Here is a 16468-nt window from a genome sequence, read left to right as displayed (position 1 = left end):
CTTTACTTCTTAAATTCAGGGTCGTAACTCACAAACATATTGATGTAAATGTTTCTTGACCATCGGAGTACAAATGGAAATAAGACTACTAAGGTGGCAATTATGACAATAAATGCTGTTTTTAGTGAAGTATGAAATAACAGATAAGAAACGATGAAAGCAGCAATTCCGATACCCACATTGAGTCCATAACTTACATACATGGCACCATAAAAGAAAGAAGGTTCTATTTGGTAAGTTAATCCGCAATGCGAGCATTTTTCGTTCATTTTTAAAACATTAGCCAAATTAAGCGGATTTTTATCGACATACATGCTTTCATTTTGGCATTTCGGACAACTTCCTGTTAAAATACTATTTAGTTTGGATCCTTTTTTTAACATTTGCAAAAATTTTTATCAAAGGTACATTTTTTGAAAAAGTACCCATGTAACATTAGTCACAAAATATGCTTAATATACACAATTTATCGGTTTCGTTTGGGGGTACTTATTTGTTTGAAGAAGTAACTTTTCGATTAGGAGCCGGAGACAGGGTAGGTCTGGTAGGGAAAAACGGAGCCGGAAAATCAACCATGTTGAAAATGCTTGCGGGCGATTTTAAACCTGATTCGGGAGTTATTTCTCAGGAAAAAGATATCCGAATGGGATTCCTGCGTCAGGATATTGATTTTGAACGTGGAAGAACTGTTCTTGAAGAAGCCTACGAAGCTTTTACCGAAATTAAAATTGTAGAGAAAAAACTGGAAGAAATCAATCATCAATTGGTTACCAGAACCGATTATGAAAGTGAAGAATACAGTAAAATAATTGAAGATTTATCTGATTATACACATCGTTTTGAATTATTGGGTGGTTACAATTATGTAGGGGATACCGAAAAAATTCTTTTAGGTTTAGGTTTTAAAAGAGAGGTTTTCGATAATCAGACTGAGACTTTTTCAGGAGGATGGCGTATGCGTATTGAATTAGCGAAACTGTTATTGCAAAATAATGATGTGTTGTTACTGGATGAGCCTACCAACCACCTGGATATTGAAAGTATCATTTGGTTAGAAAATTTCCTTCGTAATTATCCGGGAGTGGTGGTGATTGTATCGCACGATAAAATGTTTTTGGATAATGTGACTAACAGAACTATTGAAATTTCTTTGGGGAAAGCTTACGATTTCAACAAACCTTATTCTGAATATTTAGAATTGCGTCAGGAACTTCGTGAAAAGCAATTGGCAACTCAAAAAAATCAGGCTAAAAAAATAGAAGAAACTCAGAAATTAATTGACAGATTCCGATATAGTGCTACTAAATCTTCGATGGCACAATCTTTAATTAAAAAATTAGATAAGGTTGAGCGAATTGAAGTGGATGAAGACGATAATTCGGTGATGAATATCTCGTTTCCGGTTTCTAAAGAACCAGGAAAAGTGGTGATTGAAGCCGAAAATGTAACCAAAGCATATGGAGATAAAACCATTTTAAAAGACATTTCGCTGTTGGTGGAACGTGGAAGTAAAATTGCTTTTGTGGGACAAAATGGTCAGGGAAAATCGACTTTTATCAAGGCTTTGGTGAACGAATTTGATTATGACGGAACTATCAAATTAGGGCATAATGTACAATTGGGTTATTTTGCTCAAAATCAGGCGGAATATTTAGATGGTGAAATTACTTTGTTGCAAACGATGGAAGATGCTGCATTAGATAGTAATCGTTCTAAAGTGCGCGATATGTTAGGTTCGTTTCTGTTTCGTGGCGATGATGTGGAGAAAAAAGTAAAAGTGCTTTCAGGTGGTGAAAGAAACCGTTTAGCGTTATGTAAATTGTTGTTGCAGCCTATCAATGTTTTGTTGATGGATGAGCCTACGAACCACTTGGATATTAAGTCTAAGAACGTTTTAAAGGCAGCTTTGCAAAAATTTGGAGGTACTTTATTATTGGTTTCTCACGACAGGGATTTTTTACAGGGAATGTCTAATATTGTTTATGAATTCAAAGACCAAAAAATAAAGGAATATTTAGGAGACATCAACTTTTTCCTGGAGCAACGCAATATGGAAAATATGCGTGAAGTGGAGAAAAAAGAAGTGGTGAAAACTGCAGCTCCTAAAGAGAATAAGAAAGTATCTTACGAAGATCAAAAGAAAGGCAAGACGTTACAAAACCGTTTGAGTAAAATTGAAAGCCAAATCAGTCAATTAGAAAAAGACATCCAGCACGACGATAAAATGCTGGCTTCTAATTATGACAAGCATATCGAAGATGCTGCCTTTTTCAAGGCTTACAACAAAAAGAAAGAAGATTTAGACCAACTATTATTGGACTGGGAATTGGTTCAGGAAGAAATAGATAATTTGTAATGAAAAATAGGCTTAAGTAATTAAGCCTATTTTTTTTGAGTGCGCAATCGCTTCTTTACTTTTCTTAAAATAACAAACTTCTACAGATAGGCTTTCCAAATTTTGCAGGGTTTTAAGTACTTTGGCTTTTTTGTGTTCCGCAGTTTGCCGGATATAAATAGCCTGAATGGTTAAAGGGAAAATTTTGGCAATGGCTTCGTATAAATAGGGGTCTTCCTGTGAATCGTCGCCTATAAGGACATATTTTAAATTAGGATAAAATTCCAAAATGTGTTTGATTTTTTCAAATTTATGATTGTGTCCGCCTCTGCCGGTCCAGAAAAAATTTCGCAAACTAGTTTTAATGTCTTTCAGCAGTAAAACGGCTTTCGGTAATTGATGAATTTCGGTAAACTTAACAATAAATCGGTAGAGGTTCCATTCGCTGCTGGAAACATAAAAAAAGATATTAAGACCTTCTTTGTTTTCCCTGCCTGCCTGACTCAAGGCTTGATAATGCGCCGTTACATCGTCAAAAATTTTACGTCGGTTTACATTTCTAAACAGCAGATGGTACATTTTTCGTAACGGATTGAGCGTATAGGAAACTAAAAAAGTATCGTCAATATCCGAAATGATGCCCAGATGGTCAATTTTTGGGCGTATATAGTTTTCTTTTGCAGCTATAGTTTCGCCATTGTAATTCAAACTTACTTCATAGTCAATCCAGCCATAATTGTCCTGACTGAGCGGAATGCAAAATTTAAAGTAACCGTCTTTTAGTGTTCGGGTATGAATTATTTTATGGTTGTGTTTTAGATAAATATCAGCATTTGGCCAGGTTTTCATTCGATACATTCCAATAATTGAACTGGCATTTTTGAAATTTTTATCCTGAAAATCGTACTCTGCTTTTTTTGTAGGCAAAAAAACATGTCCCATTACAATTAGTTCCTGCTCATTGGCATAACCACGATATAATTTTATGATGGGTTTCATTTACAAGGTTTCTTTTGTAGTGTATTCTAAATTAATTAATTTTAATGTAAAAAGGAAATCAAATGTTGAAAAATAATGTAATGATGGTGGTGAATCCTGTTTCAGGAGGACTTGATAAGGCTTTTTTGATGGAGCAGGTGGCTAATTATGCTCAACAATTAGATCTGAATTTGATGTGTTTTGAAACCACAGGAGTTAATGATTTAGACAATATAAGAGCTTATTACAAACAATTTAATCCCGAGAGGGTTTTAATAGCAGGAGGAGACGGAACCATCAAAATTGTTGCCGAAGCATTAGAGGATGAAGATGTTATTTTTGGGATTTTGCCTGTAGGTTCTTCTAATGGATTAGCTACCGATTTGGGCTTGATTCAATCTCAAGAAGAGAATATTGCCATTGCTTTTCAAGATCATGTTGTGTTGATTGATTGTATCAGGATTAATAATAAAATGTGTATTCATCTTAGTGATTTGGGTTTGAATGCAGAGTTGATTAAAAATTATGAAAAAAGTGCTCTTCGGGGAAAATTAGGCTATGGTATGCAGGTTTTTAAAACCTTATTGCATGCTCGAAAATCATTTCAAGTGACTATTAATGCAAATCAACAACTCATTGAAACTAAGGCGAGGATGATTGTTATTGCTAATTCACAAAAATATGGTACCGGAGTAATGATTAATCCGATTGGAATTATGAGCGACGGGAAATTTGAATTAATTATTTTAAAAAAAATAACTTTTTCCGTTTTTGCTAAAATTGTACTGGGCAAAATGGAAAGCTTAGTCAATTCGGTTGTTGTTATTTCTACGACTAATGCGCAAATTAATTGTAACAAAGCCGTAAATTTTCAAATTGATGGCGAATATTGTGGCACTGAAACAGAACTTCGGATCAGTCTTTTTCCAAGAAAATTAAAAGTGGCTATGCTTAAAATTTAGACCTTTATTTAAAAGGATTTCTTTCCTGCCATTCCATTTTAGGTTCAAAATAGCTGAAAGTTCTGGATACAAATAAATTTAAAAAAGGATTGTTATGTTTGATAAGTCCATACATAGCTACGGCTTTGGCACCTACTGAACTTTTTATTTCTAAGGCTGTTCGGGCAAAAATAATACGTCGGTATTTTTTATTAATCGAATAGCCTATCATGTCGTAGAGCATATTGAGATACAACATTTTTTCTTTTTGAAAATCTTCGTCATAGCCCAGAAAATAAGTGTCAATATCCGAACCGTTTTTGATTAAGGTATTAAAACCAATTAATGTATTGTCTTCAAAATAGCCGTAAAACAAAAAATGGTCTTTTAGGTTTTTTTTGAAAATTTCAAAGTGATTTTCATTTAGGTAAAAAGTATTAAAAGCGGCTTTTTTAGCAACATTCAGATACAAATCAAAAATGCGTTCCCGGTATTGCAGAATGTCTTCGAGACTCATTTTTTTCTTGCTGATGCCTTCTGATTTTTTTCGGGCTCTTTTGTACTGGTCGCGATACTTTTTGTTTTTATTGGATATGTAATCGTCAAAAACATGCCAGGAATCTTTAATGTTAAAAATCATATTAGGTTGGGTGGAAAACCGATAAAACGAATCATATTCCTGAATGTTGAATAGTTCAATCTCTGTTGTCGAAAAATCTTTAAAAATAGTAAGATGTGGTTTGTTTCCCTGTTTTTTCAAAATGTTTTCTAAACTGTCAGTGGCTTTTTTTAATAGTTTGACGAGTTCTTTGGTTGGGTTTTTGGAGTTAAAAGCAAAAGCATTTTGTCCGGTAAGCATATTATTGCCAATGATTAAAACTTTGGAACCAAATCTTTTAAAAACAAAATTCCTGATTTTGGTTCTCAAACAACTGTCTCTTTCTCCAAAAGAGGGAATTTGGCTTAAATCTAAAAATTGAGAAACGGCAATGCCAATAATTTCTTCGTTGCAGAAAATTGCAATAAAATGACAAATCATATTGTCAGGTGCTGCAGTTTCCAGAATTCTTAAATATTTTCGATTAAGAAAAATAGTACTTGTTGCCAAATCATCCCATTGAGTAGGGAGTTCCGGGACAGAATTGTATATTTTAAATGAATAGGATGGGTTCAATCGTTCCAAAATTAATTATTAGCGAAGGTACTATTTTAAGTTTATTGAGCAGTTTAGATGTAGAAATTAACTAATTTTATAGAAAAAGAAGAAGACTATGGAAGTTTATAGTGAAAATACAGCGCAAGCCTTTTTGTCAGAATTGACTAATTGGGCATTTATAAATAGTGGCATAGAAAAGAAATTTCAGTTTAAAAATTTCAATCAGGCACTTGCTTTTATCGTTCAGGTAGGATTATTGGCAGAAACCAGAAATCACCATCCTGAATTGTTTAATGTTTACAACAAGGTGAACATTCGATTATCGACCCATGATGCAAACGGTGTCACGGATAAGGATTTTGATTTAGCCAAAGCAATAGAAAAACTGTTTTAAATAAAGTTCCTCTCAAACTAATAATTGAGAGGAACTTGTTTGTTTTATTGCCAGGCGCAGATAATTCCACCCATAATCATAAAGCACAGCATCCAGTAACCGCTATTGATACAAGTGTATTTCCAGCTTTTTCGTTCAAATAATGCGTTTGTTGCCGTCATGGGAAAAGCAAGAAAAAGTCCTGCCAGAAAACCATGCAAGGCTCCGTGTTTAAAGCTTCTGAAAGCGGTTCCGTAATCGTTCATAAAAGCCGCATAAGAAGGTTTTACTTCTGCTGCACCTCCACCTCCAATCATTCCGAATGCACCCCATTGATGAATGGTTAGAAATTGTAAAATCATTGCAATCAAAAAGGCAAAAAATACCGCCATAATAAAGATAGCAGGCATATTGGCCCCTTTCATTTTTTCTTCAGTCAATCCTGATTCTTTCATCCAGATGGTTCCAAATACTTTTGGGTTGTACCAGATGAATCCAATTATTAAAGTGGATAACGCCGCTACAAATAGTGCTAAGAAATTAATTTCCATAGGTTTGGTTTTTTAGGTTATTGGTTCAAATATAAATAAAAATAAATGTAAATTGATTTGGTATTTTTTGTAAGATTAAATCTTTTGTTTTAGGCTTTGTTGTGTATTTCGTCGATTTTTTTGGTGTTTTAACTGTGTTTTGTTGTACTTTTAAGCATCGAAATTTAATAAGCGGAGATATGAAAAAAATATTTACTCTATTTTTAATGATTTTAGCTTCATTTTCAATGATGGCTAATGTGACGCTTTCTGATAAAGAAATACTTGTAAAATTGTATGAAGTTACTAATGGTAGCCAATGGAAAGTAAAATGGGATTTGACACAACCGATGACTGCCTGGTCAGGTGTTAAAGTTGAAAACAATAAAGTAATTGCTCTTGATTTACAAGATAATAATTTAGCAGGAGTGTTACCGGCTGAATTGGGTGATTTAAAGAGTTTGCAAACATTGAATTTGCACAAAAATCAGTTGTCAGGAAATATTCCTGCCAGTTTAGGGAATTTAAAAGAATTGAAAGTTCTGGATTTGTCTTTTAACAGTTTTACTGGAGCTATTCCGGAGTCATTATGTAATTTAAGTAATTTGAAAAGCTTAGAATTATACATGAACAGACTTTCTGGTCAGTTGCCTACGAATATTGGCAGTTTGAAAAATTTAGAAACTTTAGCGGTTTTTAATAATGACATTGAAGGTGCAATACCGGTTTCGTTTTACCAAATGCAATCTTTAAAAACAGTATTGTTAAACAGTAATAAAATGAGTGGTACTTTGAGTCCTGATATTGCTAACCTGACTCAATTAACAAATTTAAGTTTGTTTGAAAATAATTTTCAAGGACAAGTGCCTTTAGCTCTTGAGAAATTAAACGGATTGAAAGAAATGAATATTTCTTACAATAAGTTTAATGGTTTAGTGACTAAAAAGTTAGCGATGTTAGACACACTTAATATGACTATGGTGAATGAAAGTGGAGTTGCTTATTTAATGAATGTTGCTGTAGAAATGGAAAAAAGACCTATCGTAGCAGAAGATTAAGAATTTGGTTTGGTTGTTTATAGTATATTGGTTTTTTTATTAAGTTAGTTTTATAATAAGTTTAGTGTTTGTAAAACCTGTGAAGAGTAATCCTCACAGGTTTTTTGTTTCTGATATTTTAAACCCCGCTAAAAGCACTAAATCCGCCATCTACAGGAAGCACAATTCCGGTAATGAATTGAGAAGCATCACTGCATAAAAAATGAATAGCTCCGGCTAATTCATTGGCTTCGCCAAATCTTTTCATAGGAGTGTTGTTAATAATGCTGTGTCCTCTTTGAGAATAACTTCCGTCTTCATTGGTTAGCAGTTTTCGGTTTTGGTTTCCAATAAAAAAACCGGGAGCAATCGCATTCACACGGATTTTGTCACTAAATTTAGTAGCCATTTCTACAGCCATCCATCGGGTAAAGTTTTCCATTCCCGCCTTAGAAGCCGAATAACCTACTACACGGGTTACGGCTCTTTCTACCGTCATTGACGAGAAATTAACAATAACTCCTTCTTTTTGCTGAGCCATCAATTCCCCAAAAACAATCGATGGAAGCACTGTGCCGTTTAGGTTTAAATCGGTTACTGTTTGAAAAGCATCCATCGACAAATCAAAAATAGTTTGTTCATCAGTAATAGTAGCTCCGGGCATGTTTCCACCGGCAGCATTTAATAAAATATCTACTTTTCCGTAGTGGTAGATTATTTTTTCCCGTGCTGCTTCTAATGATTTTTTGTTCAGTATGTCAGCAGCAATTCCCAAGGCTTCATAGCCGTTTTCTTTAAGAGTGCTGATGCTTTGGTCTATTGTTTCCTGATTGCGTCCTAATATGACAATTTTTGCACCTGAAGCCGCTAAATGCTCAGCAATGGAACTTCCTAAAACTCCCGTTCCTCCTGTAATTACGGCAACTTTGTCTTTAATGTTGAATAAATTCATTTTAGATAGTGTTATTTATTTTAAAATCGGTGCAAATTCAATGGAATTCACACCGATTTTCTATAAAAAGGGTTTGATTTTTAAAATTTCCACCTAACAAAGGCCTCCATAGCAGCATAATTAGACAGACCTAATTGGTCGTATAATTCGGCTGTTTCTTTGTTTCGGTCTTCGGCTCTTTGCCAAAATTCTCGGGCATCTGTTCCCTGGAATACCACACCGTCTTTTTGTGATTGGTGTTTGAAAATTCCATGTCTTTTAGCCAACACCTGGTCAGGACTCATTGGAACAGCCATTTCTATTTCGTCAATTCCCCATTCCTGCCATGCACCTCGATAAAGCCATAACCAACAATCTTTCATGAAGTCTTTTGATTTCAGATTTTTTACCGCTTCAAGAATGGCATCTAAACATACTTTGTGCGTTCCGTGAGGATCGGCAAGATCGCCTGCGGCAAATATTTGATGCGGTTTTATTTTTTCGATAAGATCCATTGTCAACTGAATATCGGCTGTACCCAAAGGCTTTTTTTCGATAGTTCCGGTTTCGTAAAACGGAAGGTCCATAAAGTGAATTTGGTCGTCATTTAAGCCCACAAAATGAGCGGTAGCGCGTGCTTCTCCTTTTCTAATAAGGCCTTTTAGGTTTCTAACTTCAGGAATGTCTTTCTGACTTGCTTTTTTATTGGTTAGAAATTCGTGTGCTTTGTTGTAAATGGTATCGGCTTCGGGACTGTCGATATTGAATTTTTCGTTGTAATCGCATACAAAACGGGCAAATCTTTCGGCTTCACTATCGGCTACGGCAATATTTCCAGAAGTTTGATAGGCTACATGAACTTCGTGACCTTGTTCCTGAAGGCGCATAAAAGTTCCTCCCATGCTGATAATATCATCATCGGGATGCGGGCTAAAAATAAGAACTCTTTTTCTGGCCGGTTCGGCTCGTTCCGGTCTGTTAGTGTCGTCGGCATTGGGTTTTCCCCCCGGCCAACCTGTAATGGTGTGTTGTAATTTGTTGAAAATATTGATGTTGATATTGTAGGCCGGTCCTAAATCAGCTAATAAATCGCTCATCCCGTTTTCGATATAATCGGCATCGGTAAGTCTAAGAATAGGCTTTTTTAGGTCTAATGCCATTCTTAGTACAGCTTTTCGGGTTAGCTGGTCGGTCCAGACAATTTTTTCAACCAGCCAGGGTGTGTTGATTCGGGTCAGTTTAGAAGCAGCTCCCTGATCCAAAATAAAAACAGCATCATTGTGTTCCTGCAAGAAAGAAGCGGGAACAAGGTTTGTTACAGGACCTTCTGCAGATTCTTTGACAATATTGGATTTTCCCTCACCCCAAGCCAATAAAATGACTCTTTTTGCCTCCATTATTTTTTTTACTCCTAATGTTATAGCTGTTCTGGGCGTATTGTTTAAACCTGAAAAATCTTTGCTGGCAGCAACTCTGGTGATGTGGTCTAAGGCAACTAATCGGGTTTTGGAGTTTTGTAAGGAACCTGATTCGTTAAAACCAATATGTCCGTTACCTCCAATTCCCAGAATTTGCAAATCGATGCCACCAAGTGCTTCTATTTTTTCTTCATATTGGGCACAATAATCCTGAATTTCTTCTTTAGATAAAGTTCCATCGGGGATATTGTAGTTTTCGGGTAAAATATCCACCTGATCCAACAGTAATTCTTTCATAAATCGCACGTAGCTATTGATAGAATCAGGTTCCATTGGATAATATTCGTCCAAATTGAAAGTGATAACATTCTTAAAACTAAGACCTTCTTCTTTGTGCATGCGTACTAATTCGGAATACAAACCTTTTGGTGAAGATCCGGTGGCTAATCCTAAAACGCAGAATTCCTGCAGTTCCTGTTTGGATCTGATTAATGCCGCAATCTCGTGAGCGACTGCTATTGAGGCTGTTTTTGAATTTTCGAAAACAACAGTATTGATATTTTCGAAACGTTTTTCAAATCCGGTAGCTTTGTCAATATTGCTTTTTATCATTGTGTTGTTTTTTTATTTTTTTAAATGAATGAAATGCTTTACTAAGATAATATGATATAAATGAATATGGTTAATAAAACTAAAATAGTTCCTGCCAGATTCATTCCTGACCATGATTGTTCCTGGTTTTTAGAGAGTTCTTCTTCGTATTGAGTATTGTTTACAGTTGTAGCATATCGTTTTGAAACCATTAGCATGATGATGAAGTTCAAAACAAATTCGATTCCCCATAAATGGACAAAATGAATGTTGATTTTGAATACAAATGAGGTTAAGATGTAAAAAACAAAACCAAAAAAAAGTCCTGCTTTAGCCCCTACAGCATTGATTTGCCTGAAAAATAATCCTGCTATCAATACGGAAGAAATAGGTATAAAAAAGATTCCGTTTAATTCCTGTAATAAAAAATACAGTCCAGAAGGAGCATACGCCATTAATGGGGCAATAGCAATAGCTAAAACAGCCAGTATTGCTGCTGATATTTTGCCAAAATAGGCTAGTTTTTCGTCGGTTGCATTTTTATTAAACGTTTTTTTGTAAATATCCATGCAAAAAATGGTGCTGGCAGAATTTAAGATGCTGTTAAATGTACTCAGTACAGCTCCTAGTATCACTGCGGCAAAAAAGCCATAGAGGTAGCTGGGCAATACTTTTTTTACTAATAATGGATAAATTAAGTCGGGTTTAGTGTAATATTCTTCATGGAAATAATAGAAACCAATTAATCCCGGAAGAACAATAATTAGCGGCATTAATAATTTGAAAATTCCTGTAATAATTAATCCCTTTTGAGCTTCCTCTAAATTTTTAGCGCCTAATGCCCGTTGGACAATTGTTTGATTCATTCCCCAAAAGTAAATTTGGTTAATCATGAGTCCTGTGAAAAGGGTAGAAAAGGGAAGTATAGAGTCTTCACTTCCGATAATATCAAATTTTTTTGGTGCAAAATGGTAAATACTGCTTACTCCGGTAAAAATATTTCCTTTTCCAATTTGGTACAATGCTATTATGGGAATTAATAATCCTCCAATTATCAATCCGATTCCGTTAAGAGAGTCGGAAAATGTAATGGCTTTTAGACCACCAAAAATGGAGTAGGCTGATCCTAAGATGCCTATTGCGAGTATGGTATAAATTAAAGATTCTTTCTTTGAAATCGAAAATACGGTTGAAAAATCAAAAATACTTTCGATATTAATGGCTCCTGAATATAAAATAATGGGTAACAAAGTAACCACAAAGGAACTCATTAGTAAAAAGGCAACTACAGAGCGGATGTCTGAATCAAATCGTCTTTCCAGAAACTCCGGAATAGTGGTGAGTTTTAATTTTAAAAATCGGGGAATAATGTAAATGGCAGCTATAACTAAGGCAATTGCCGATGTGATTTCCCAGGCAATAACAATAATTCCGTTTTTATAAGCACTCCCGTTCATCCCAATTAAATGTTCGGTAGAAATATTGGTTAAAAGCATTGAGCCCGCAATTACAGGAGCTGTTAAGCTTTTACCGGCAAAAAAATATCCATTTGAAGTATCCAGATTATCTTTTCTGAGTTTATAGCTTGTGTATAGAATAACAAGCAGAGTGAAACCAAAAAAGCCTAAATAACTGTATAACATTTCAAATGGATATTAGGTAGTGAAAGTGATTTCTTAGAATTTTAATTTGGCAGGCAAATATTTGGCTACTAATTCTTCATAATATGGTCGTAAAGCCTTTGAATCTGGTTTTACAGGCGCTTTCGTATATAAATCATAAGGGTTGAATTTTTTAACCCATTCAAACATTTCAATGTCGTGCTCTGTCATTAAATGCGTGTAAGCATTCTCTCTGTGTTGTGAGTAAAAAGAATGGTAACGAATCATGTATAAAGCAGGTTCCGGTAAATAATCTTTCATGATTTGGTACAAATATTCATCATGTCCCCAGCTCATTTTTACCTTGTCTAATCCGCAGTTTGGCGAATAAACACCGTATTTTGTATTGTATTTTTCGTTTGTACTGTCAGGATTGGCAGCAAAAAATTCCGGATAAACTATTTTATCTGAGAATTTGCAACCTACTGGGAACGTATCTCCTACAACAGCCCATTGAGGTTCGCCAAAAAGACATAAAACCTTTCCGATGTCATGTAAAAATCCCGTTAATACAAACCAATCCGGGTGACCATCGGCACGGATGGCTTCGGAGGTTTGCAGTAAATGTTGAAATTGATCTAAATCGATGTCCGGATCACTATCATCTACTAAGGTGTTTAAGAAATCTACAGCTTCCCATAAAGACATTTCCTTACGGTCAAATTTCAAAAACTCTTTTTCTTTTTCGCATACAAAATCATAGGTTTGATACGTATGATTAATACGGTAAAACTCTCTTACGGTCTCTACTCTTTCTGAATCCACATAATTACGGAATTCTTCTTTTTCTTTTTTTTCGGCAGCCGGATCAGGATAGCGTTCGATTATGTTTTCTTCCCAATCATCAATTTGATGCATTGGATTATTGAATTTGTCGGTGTTGTTTGCTTTTTTCATTTAAGTTCAATTTTTATACTGTTTTGGTTAATGTTGCATTTTTTTAGAACAGGACAATTATTTGGTTAATTGTGAATTTCAAAATTACGCAGATACTTTTTTTAAAAAATGGATAAATGCTTCAAAAACATGGATGGATTTTTCAAAGTGTCAATTTTTAATTTGATAAATTATCTAATGTGTATTTAATCCTTCTTTTTATTGTGATGTTGATTTGTAAAAGTTCTTGGCTATAAAGTCTTTTTTGAGCCGAATTTGAAGCTAGAAACATTATAAGGGATAGCTTTCACTTTAAAAATAGCTCTTATTAGTAATTTATAATGTTAAAAAAGAGGTTTTAAAATTAACTTAAATGTTTTAGGTGTTCAGGGAGCTAAGAATTAGCGAACAGCTTGTTAATTAAGGGTTTGTTTTGATAATAACACAAAAAAATAACAGATTAAAAGCGATAATTGTATTTTTTAATCACTTTTTTTAGCGGTATTTGATTGAATTTTATATGTTTTTGACCAATTTGTCCATTTCAAGCTGGAGTCGAACTGTTAATTTTACCATAATATTATTAACTAATACTAATTAAAAATGAAAAAAACCAAATTCAAATTATTGACGTTATTTTTCTTAATAGCGTTTTCAATTAATTCGTGGGCACAAAAAACACAGGTGTCAGGTAAGGTGGTCGATGATCAAAATTTACCATTACCGGGTGCTAATGTTTTGGAAAGTGGAACACGAAATGGTGTAGAGACAGATTTAGATGGGAAATTCAGACTCGAAGTCTCTAATCCCAATGCTGTTATTATTGTTTCTTATGTAGGTTTTGCAGACCAGAGCATTAAGTTAAGTGGTGCAAGATCTAATATGACTATTAAATTAGTATCGGGGGCTCAAAGTCTTGAGCAAGTTGTGGTAGTAGGATACGGAAAAGGTTCCCGAAAAAATTTAACTACTTCTGTTACTTCTGTTAAAGCAGAGGATATGAATAAAGGAGCGATAAGTGATGTGGGACAATTACTTCAGGGTAAAGTAGCCGGTTTGAATATCTCATCTAGTGGAGATCCAACAAGAAAAGCTTCAGTTGTTATGCGTGGGGTTTCTACTTTAAATAGTTCTCAAGGACCATTTTATGTAGTAGATGGAATTCCAGGTGTTGATATTTCTATGATTTCACCAGATGATATTGCAACTATTGATGTACTTAAAGATGCTGCGGCAACAGCAATTTACGGTAACAGAGCAGCAAATGGAGTTATTATGGTAACTACTAAAAAAGGGAGTAAAGAGAGAACTCAAATTTCATATAACAATTATTTTGGTGTAGAAAATGTTTCAAATCAATTAGATATGATGAACGCTACTCAATTAAGAGCTTTCACTACTAAAAACAATTTGAATTTTACTCCTGAAAATGATAAAGGTGCCAATACAAATTGGCAAAAAGAAGTTTTACGATCTGGTGCGCTTTCAAGCAGTCATAACTTATCGATAAGTGGTGGTGGTGAAAAAAGCAGTTATTCTGCTAGTATAACTTCTATTAAAAGAGAAGGTATTCTTAAGAAAAGTGATTTTGGTCGTGTAATTGCTCGTTTATCTGTTGAGCAATATGCTTTTGATGATAAAGTAAAATTTGGTTTGAATGTTACTAATTCGGTTAGTAATTATAAAAACGTACCACAACGTAATACGGTTCTTTTACAATCAATCAATCACTTGCCGGTTTCTCCAGTTAGAAATGCAGATGGTTCATTTTTTGAAAATTTTGCAAGTACAGGATATTTCAATCCAGTAGCTTTAATTGAGCATGGAACAGATGAAACAAAAGCAAATAACCTTATTGGTAACTTTACTACTGAAATTAAGCTTCCTTTTGGATTTACTTATAACTTAAATATTGCACATCAAAAATTAAGTACTTCTCACGGAGAGTTTTATGATAGCTATTATTCTCAATATAATAGTGCGAATTTCTACAATAACCCAGATCCTCCTTTGACAAAAACATTAGTTAATTTTGGTGTAAATGGTTCTGCATTAAGAAACTACTATGAAAATACAAATAACATTATAGAGAGTTTTTTAAATTGGGATAAAGAATTTGGAAATCATAAAATTAAAGCGGTTTTAGGTTATTCATGGCAGGAAAATACTTTAGGAGATGGTTTTCAGGCAACAGCTACTAATTTCCCTGTAGATAATGTGGGTTATAACAATTTAGCTTTAAGTAATTACACTTCTGTAAATGGTTATGTAGTAAACTTTGGAGACAGTCAGGCTTATCAAAAAACACGTTTGATTTCTGAATTTGCTCGTGTGAACTACAATTACAATGATAAATATCTTTTACAGGGTACCGTAAGAAGAGATGGAGGATCTGTTTTTGGAGCAAATAACAGATGGGGTTACTTCCCATCAGTTGGAGGTGCCTGGAGAATTGATAAAGAAAACTTCATGCAAAATCAAAATATTTTCAGTGACTTAAAACTTCGTGCAAGTTATGGTGTGACAGGAAACTCTTCAGGATTCAACGCTTATACTGCTCAATTTATTTCAGGAAGCGCCGGAACGTTCTATTACAATGGACAACAAATAGGTGCTTACGGCCCAATACAGGCTGCTAATCCTGATTTGAAATGGGAAAAAACAGCAACAACAAACTTTGGTCTTGATATGTCATTGTTAAATGGCGCGATAACAGCTTCTGTTGATGTGTACAACAAGAAAACAACCGATATGATTTTTAATTATCAGGTAAACCCGGTATTGGTTCCTGTTGGTTCAATTGTAGCTAATGGTGGTATTATGTCTAACAAAGGTATTGAAATTGCTTTAGGTGCTACACCGGTTAAAACGGCTAATTTTACTTGGTCAACTAACTTAAATATTGCAAGTAATAAAAACGAAATCGTAAAATTAACGAATCCATTCTTTATTGGAGGAGATTCTATCAGAAGAGTACAACCTGATGGAGCAGGACAAACTGGAGCAACTTTACAAATCTTAAAAGAAGGAAAACCTCTTGGACAGTTCTTTTCACTTGATTATGCTGGTAAAAATGATGCTGGAGTTTCTCAATATTATGATAAAAATGGAAATTTAACTACAAGTCCATTAAATGGTGTTGATTATCACTATGTAGGAAATGCTCAGCCAAAAGCATTATTAGGTTGGTCAAATACTTTCCAATATAAGAATTTTGATTTAAGTATTTTCTTCAGAGGTGTATTTGGAAATAAAATATTCAATGTTACTCGTGCCGATTTATTCAGACCTACAACTGCAATGACAACTAATATTTTAGTAGATGCAGAGAATGAATCTCCAGCCGATTTTAACTCTTATCGTTATTCTTCACGCTTTATAGAAGATGGTAGTTACATCAGATTAGATAATGCGACTCTTGGTTATAACTTTAAAAACATCAATAAGTTTGTTAAAAGCTTACGTCTGTACACTACGGCAAATAATCTGTTTGTCATTACAAAATACAGCGGAATTGATCCTGAGGTTGAACAAGGAGGTACTGCACCAGGTGTAGATTCGAATAACTTTTATCCAAAAACAAGATCATTCTTGTTAGGTTTAAACGTGATATTCTAAGAAAATAATAATTGTAATAATTG

General features: G+C 34.3%; 13 protein-coding genes. 5 read left to right on the top strand and 8 right to left on the bottom strand.

The genetic code is table 11. The annotated features are described in order from the left end of the window. Positions 1-2: 2 nt before the first annotated feature. The gene (locus tag IEV84_RS12980; RefSeq protein ID WP_188494703.1) at positions 3-383 is read right to left on the bottom strand and encodes a DUF983 domain-containing protein; all 381 of its coding nucleotides are present in this window, start codon (positions 381-383) and stop codon (positions 3-5) included. Between the two features lie 65 nt (positions 384-448). Here IEV84_RS12980 and abc-f point away from each other — a divergent pair, with 65 nt between their 5' ends. Beyond that, complete coding sequence (abc-f, locus tag IEV84_RS12975) at positions 449-2356, top strand: ribosomal protection-like ABC-F family protein (RefSeq protein WP_188494702.1); 1908 nt, start codon at positions 449-451, stop codon at positions 2354-2356. A gap of 12 nt (positions 2357-2368) precedes the next feature. Here abc-f and IEV84_RS12970 read toward each other — a convergent pair whose 3' ends face one another. After that, a complete protein-coding gene (locus tag IEV84_RS12970) occupies positions 2369-3334 on the bottom strand; it encodes an App1 family protein phosphatidate phosphatase (RefSeq protein WP_188494701.1) in 966 nt (321 codons plus the stop codon). Positions 3335-3396: 62 nt separating this feature from the next. Between IEV84_RS12970 and IEV84_RS12965 the strand changes: the two genes are divergently transcribed. Continuing rightward, positions 3397-4275: a diacylglycerol/lipid kinase family protein gene (locus IEV84_RS12965; RefSeq protein WP_306451818.1), complete on the top strand. Its 879-nt coding sequence runs from the start codon at positions 3397-3399 to the stop codon at positions 4273-4275. 4 nt (positions 4276-4279) lie between these two features. On the opposite strand, the gene IEV84_RS12960 is transcribed toward IEV84_RS12965, so the two are convergent. After that, positions 4280-5428 (bottom strand): peptidogalycan biosysnthesis protein, encoded by a 1149-nt coding sequence (locus IEV84_RS12960; protein ID WP_188494700.1) that lies wholly within the window; start codon positions 5426-5428, stop codon positions 4280-4282. Between the two features lie 97 nt (positions 5429-5525). Between IEV84_RS12960 and IEV84_RS12955 the strand changes: the two genes are divergently transcribed. Next, positions 5526-5804 carry a 4a-hydroxytetrahydrobiopterin dehydratase gene (locus IEV84_RS12955; RefSeq protein WP_188494699.1) on the top strand — a complete coding sequence of 93 codons (279 nt, stop codon included), beginning with the start codon at positions 5526-5528 and terminating at the stop codon, positions 5802-5804. A gap of 44 nt (positions 5805-5848) precedes the next feature. Here the strand turns inward: IEV84_RS12955 and IEV84_RS12950 are convergent, their stop codons facing one another. Continuing rightward, the gene (locus tag IEV84_RS12950) at positions 5849-6334 is read right to left on the bottom strand and encodes a DUF1761 domain-containing protein (RefSeq protein WP_188494698.1); all 486 of its coding nucleotides are present in this window, start codon (positions 6332-6334) and stop codon (positions 5849-5851) included. Positions 6335-6513: 179 nt separating this feature from the next. On the opposite strand from IEV84_RS12950, the gene IEV84_RS12945 reads away from it, so the two are divergent. Further along, positions 6514-7371, top strand: a complete 858-nt coding sequence (locus tag IEV84_RS12945) for a leucine-rich repeat domain-containing protein (protein WP_188494697.1) — start codon at positions 6514-6516, stop codon at positions 7369-7371. Between the two features lie 118 nt (positions 7372-7489). Here the strand turns inward: IEV84_RS12945 and IEV84_RS12940 are convergent, their stop codons facing one another. The 4 genes from IEV84_RS12940 to IEV84_RS12925 all read right to left on the bottom strand — a co-directional run bounded on the left by IEV84_RS12940 (position 7490) and on the right by IEV84_RS12925 (position 12848). Further along, entirely contained in the window at positions 7490-8302 is an 813-nt protein-coding gene (locus IEV84_RS12940; protein ID WP_188494696.1) for an SDR family oxidoreductase, read from the bottom strand. Between the two features lie 80 nt (positions 8303-8382). Then, positions 8383-10311: a glucosamine-6-phosphate deaminase gene (nagB, locus tag IEV84_RS12935; RefSeq protein ID WP_188494695.1), complete on the bottom strand. Its 1929-nt coding sequence runs from the start codon at positions 10309-10311 to the stop codon at positions 8383-8385. A 41-nt stretch (positions 10312-10352) separates the two neighbouring features. Continuing rightward, on the bottom strand, positions 10353-11933 hold the full coding sequence (locus IEV84_RS12930) for a solute:sodium symporter family transporter (RefSeq protein WP_188494694.1): 1581 nt from the start codon (positions 11931-11933) through the stop codon (positions 10353-10355). 33 nt (positions 11934-11966) lie between these two features. Beyond that, positions 11967-12848 (bottom strand): inositol oxygenase family protein, encoded by an 882-nt coding sequence (locus tag IEV84_RS12925; RefSeq protein WP_188494693.1) that lies wholly within the window; start codon positions 12846-12848, stop codon positions 11967-11969. A 582-nt stretch (positions 12849-13430) separates the two neighbouring features. Here IEV84_RS12925 and IEV84_RS12920 point away from each other — a divergent pair. Further along, positions 13431-16445: a SusC/RagA family TonB-linked outer membrane protein gene (locus IEV84_RS12920; protein ID WP_188494692.1), complete on the top strand. Its 3015-nt coding sequence runs from the start codon at positions 13431-13433 to the stop codon at positions 16443-16445. Positions 16446-16468: the final 23 nt, after the last annotated feature.

Source organism: Flavobacterium palustre (assembly GCF_014639535.1).
GTDB lineage: Bacteria > Bacteroidota > Bacteroidia > Flavobacteriales > Flavobacteriaceae > Flavobacterium > Flavobacterium palustre.
Note: the sequence above shows the minus strand (reverse complement) of the source record. Positions and strands in the feature narration are given on the sequence as shown.

Excerpts from the sequence above, each read along its gene's own strand:
- IEV84_RS12980 (WP_188494703.1), bottom strand. The coding sequence starts at position 383 with ATGTTAAAAAAAGGATCCAAACTAAATAGTATTTTAACAGGAAGTTGT.
- abc-f (WP_188494702.1), top strand. The coding sequence starts at position 449 with ATGCTTAATATACACAATTTATCGGTTTCGTTTGGGGGTACTTATTTG.
- IEV84_RS12970 (WP_188494701.1), bottom strand. The coding sequence starts at position 3,334 with ATGAAACCCATCATAAAATTATATCGTGGTTATGCCAATGAGCAGGAA.
- IEV84_RS12965 (WP_306451818.1), top strand. The coding sequence starts at position 3,397 with ATGTTGAAAAATAATGTAATGATGGTGGTGAATCCTGTTTCAGGAGGA.
- IEV84_RS12955 (WP_188494699.1), top strand. The coding sequence starts at position 5,526 with ATGGAAGTTTATAGTGAAAATACAGCGCAAGCCTTTTTGTCAGAATTG.
- IEV84_RS12950 (WP_188494698.1), bottom strand. The coding sequence starts at position 6,334 with ATGGAAATTAATTTCTTAGCACTATTTGTAGCGGCGTTATCCACTTTA.
- IEV84_RS12945 (WP_188494697.1), top strand. The coding sequence starts at position 6,514 with ATGAAAAAAATATTTACTCTATTTTTAATGATTTTAGCTTCATTTTCA.
- IEV84_RS12940 (WP_188494696.1), bottom strand. The coding sequence starts at position 8,302 with ATGAATTTATTCAACATTAAAGACAAAGTTGCCGTAATTACAGGAGGA.
- nagB (WP_188494695.1), bottom strand. The coding sequence starts at position 10,311 with ATGATAAAAAGCAATATTGACAAAGCTACCGGATTTGAAAAACGTTTC.
- IEV84_RS12930 (WP_188494694.1), bottom strand. The coding sequence starts at position 11,933 with ATGTTATACAGTTATTTAGGCTTTTTTGGTTTCACTCTGCTTGTTATT.
- IEV84_RS12925 (WP_188494693.1), bottom strand. The coding sequence starts at position 12,848 with ATGAAAAAAGCAAACAACACCGACAAATTCAATAATCCAATGCATCAA.
- IEV84_RS12920 (WP_188494692.1), top strand. The coding sequence starts at position 13,431 with ATGAAAAAAACCAAATTCAAATTATTGACGTTATTTTTCTTAATAGCG.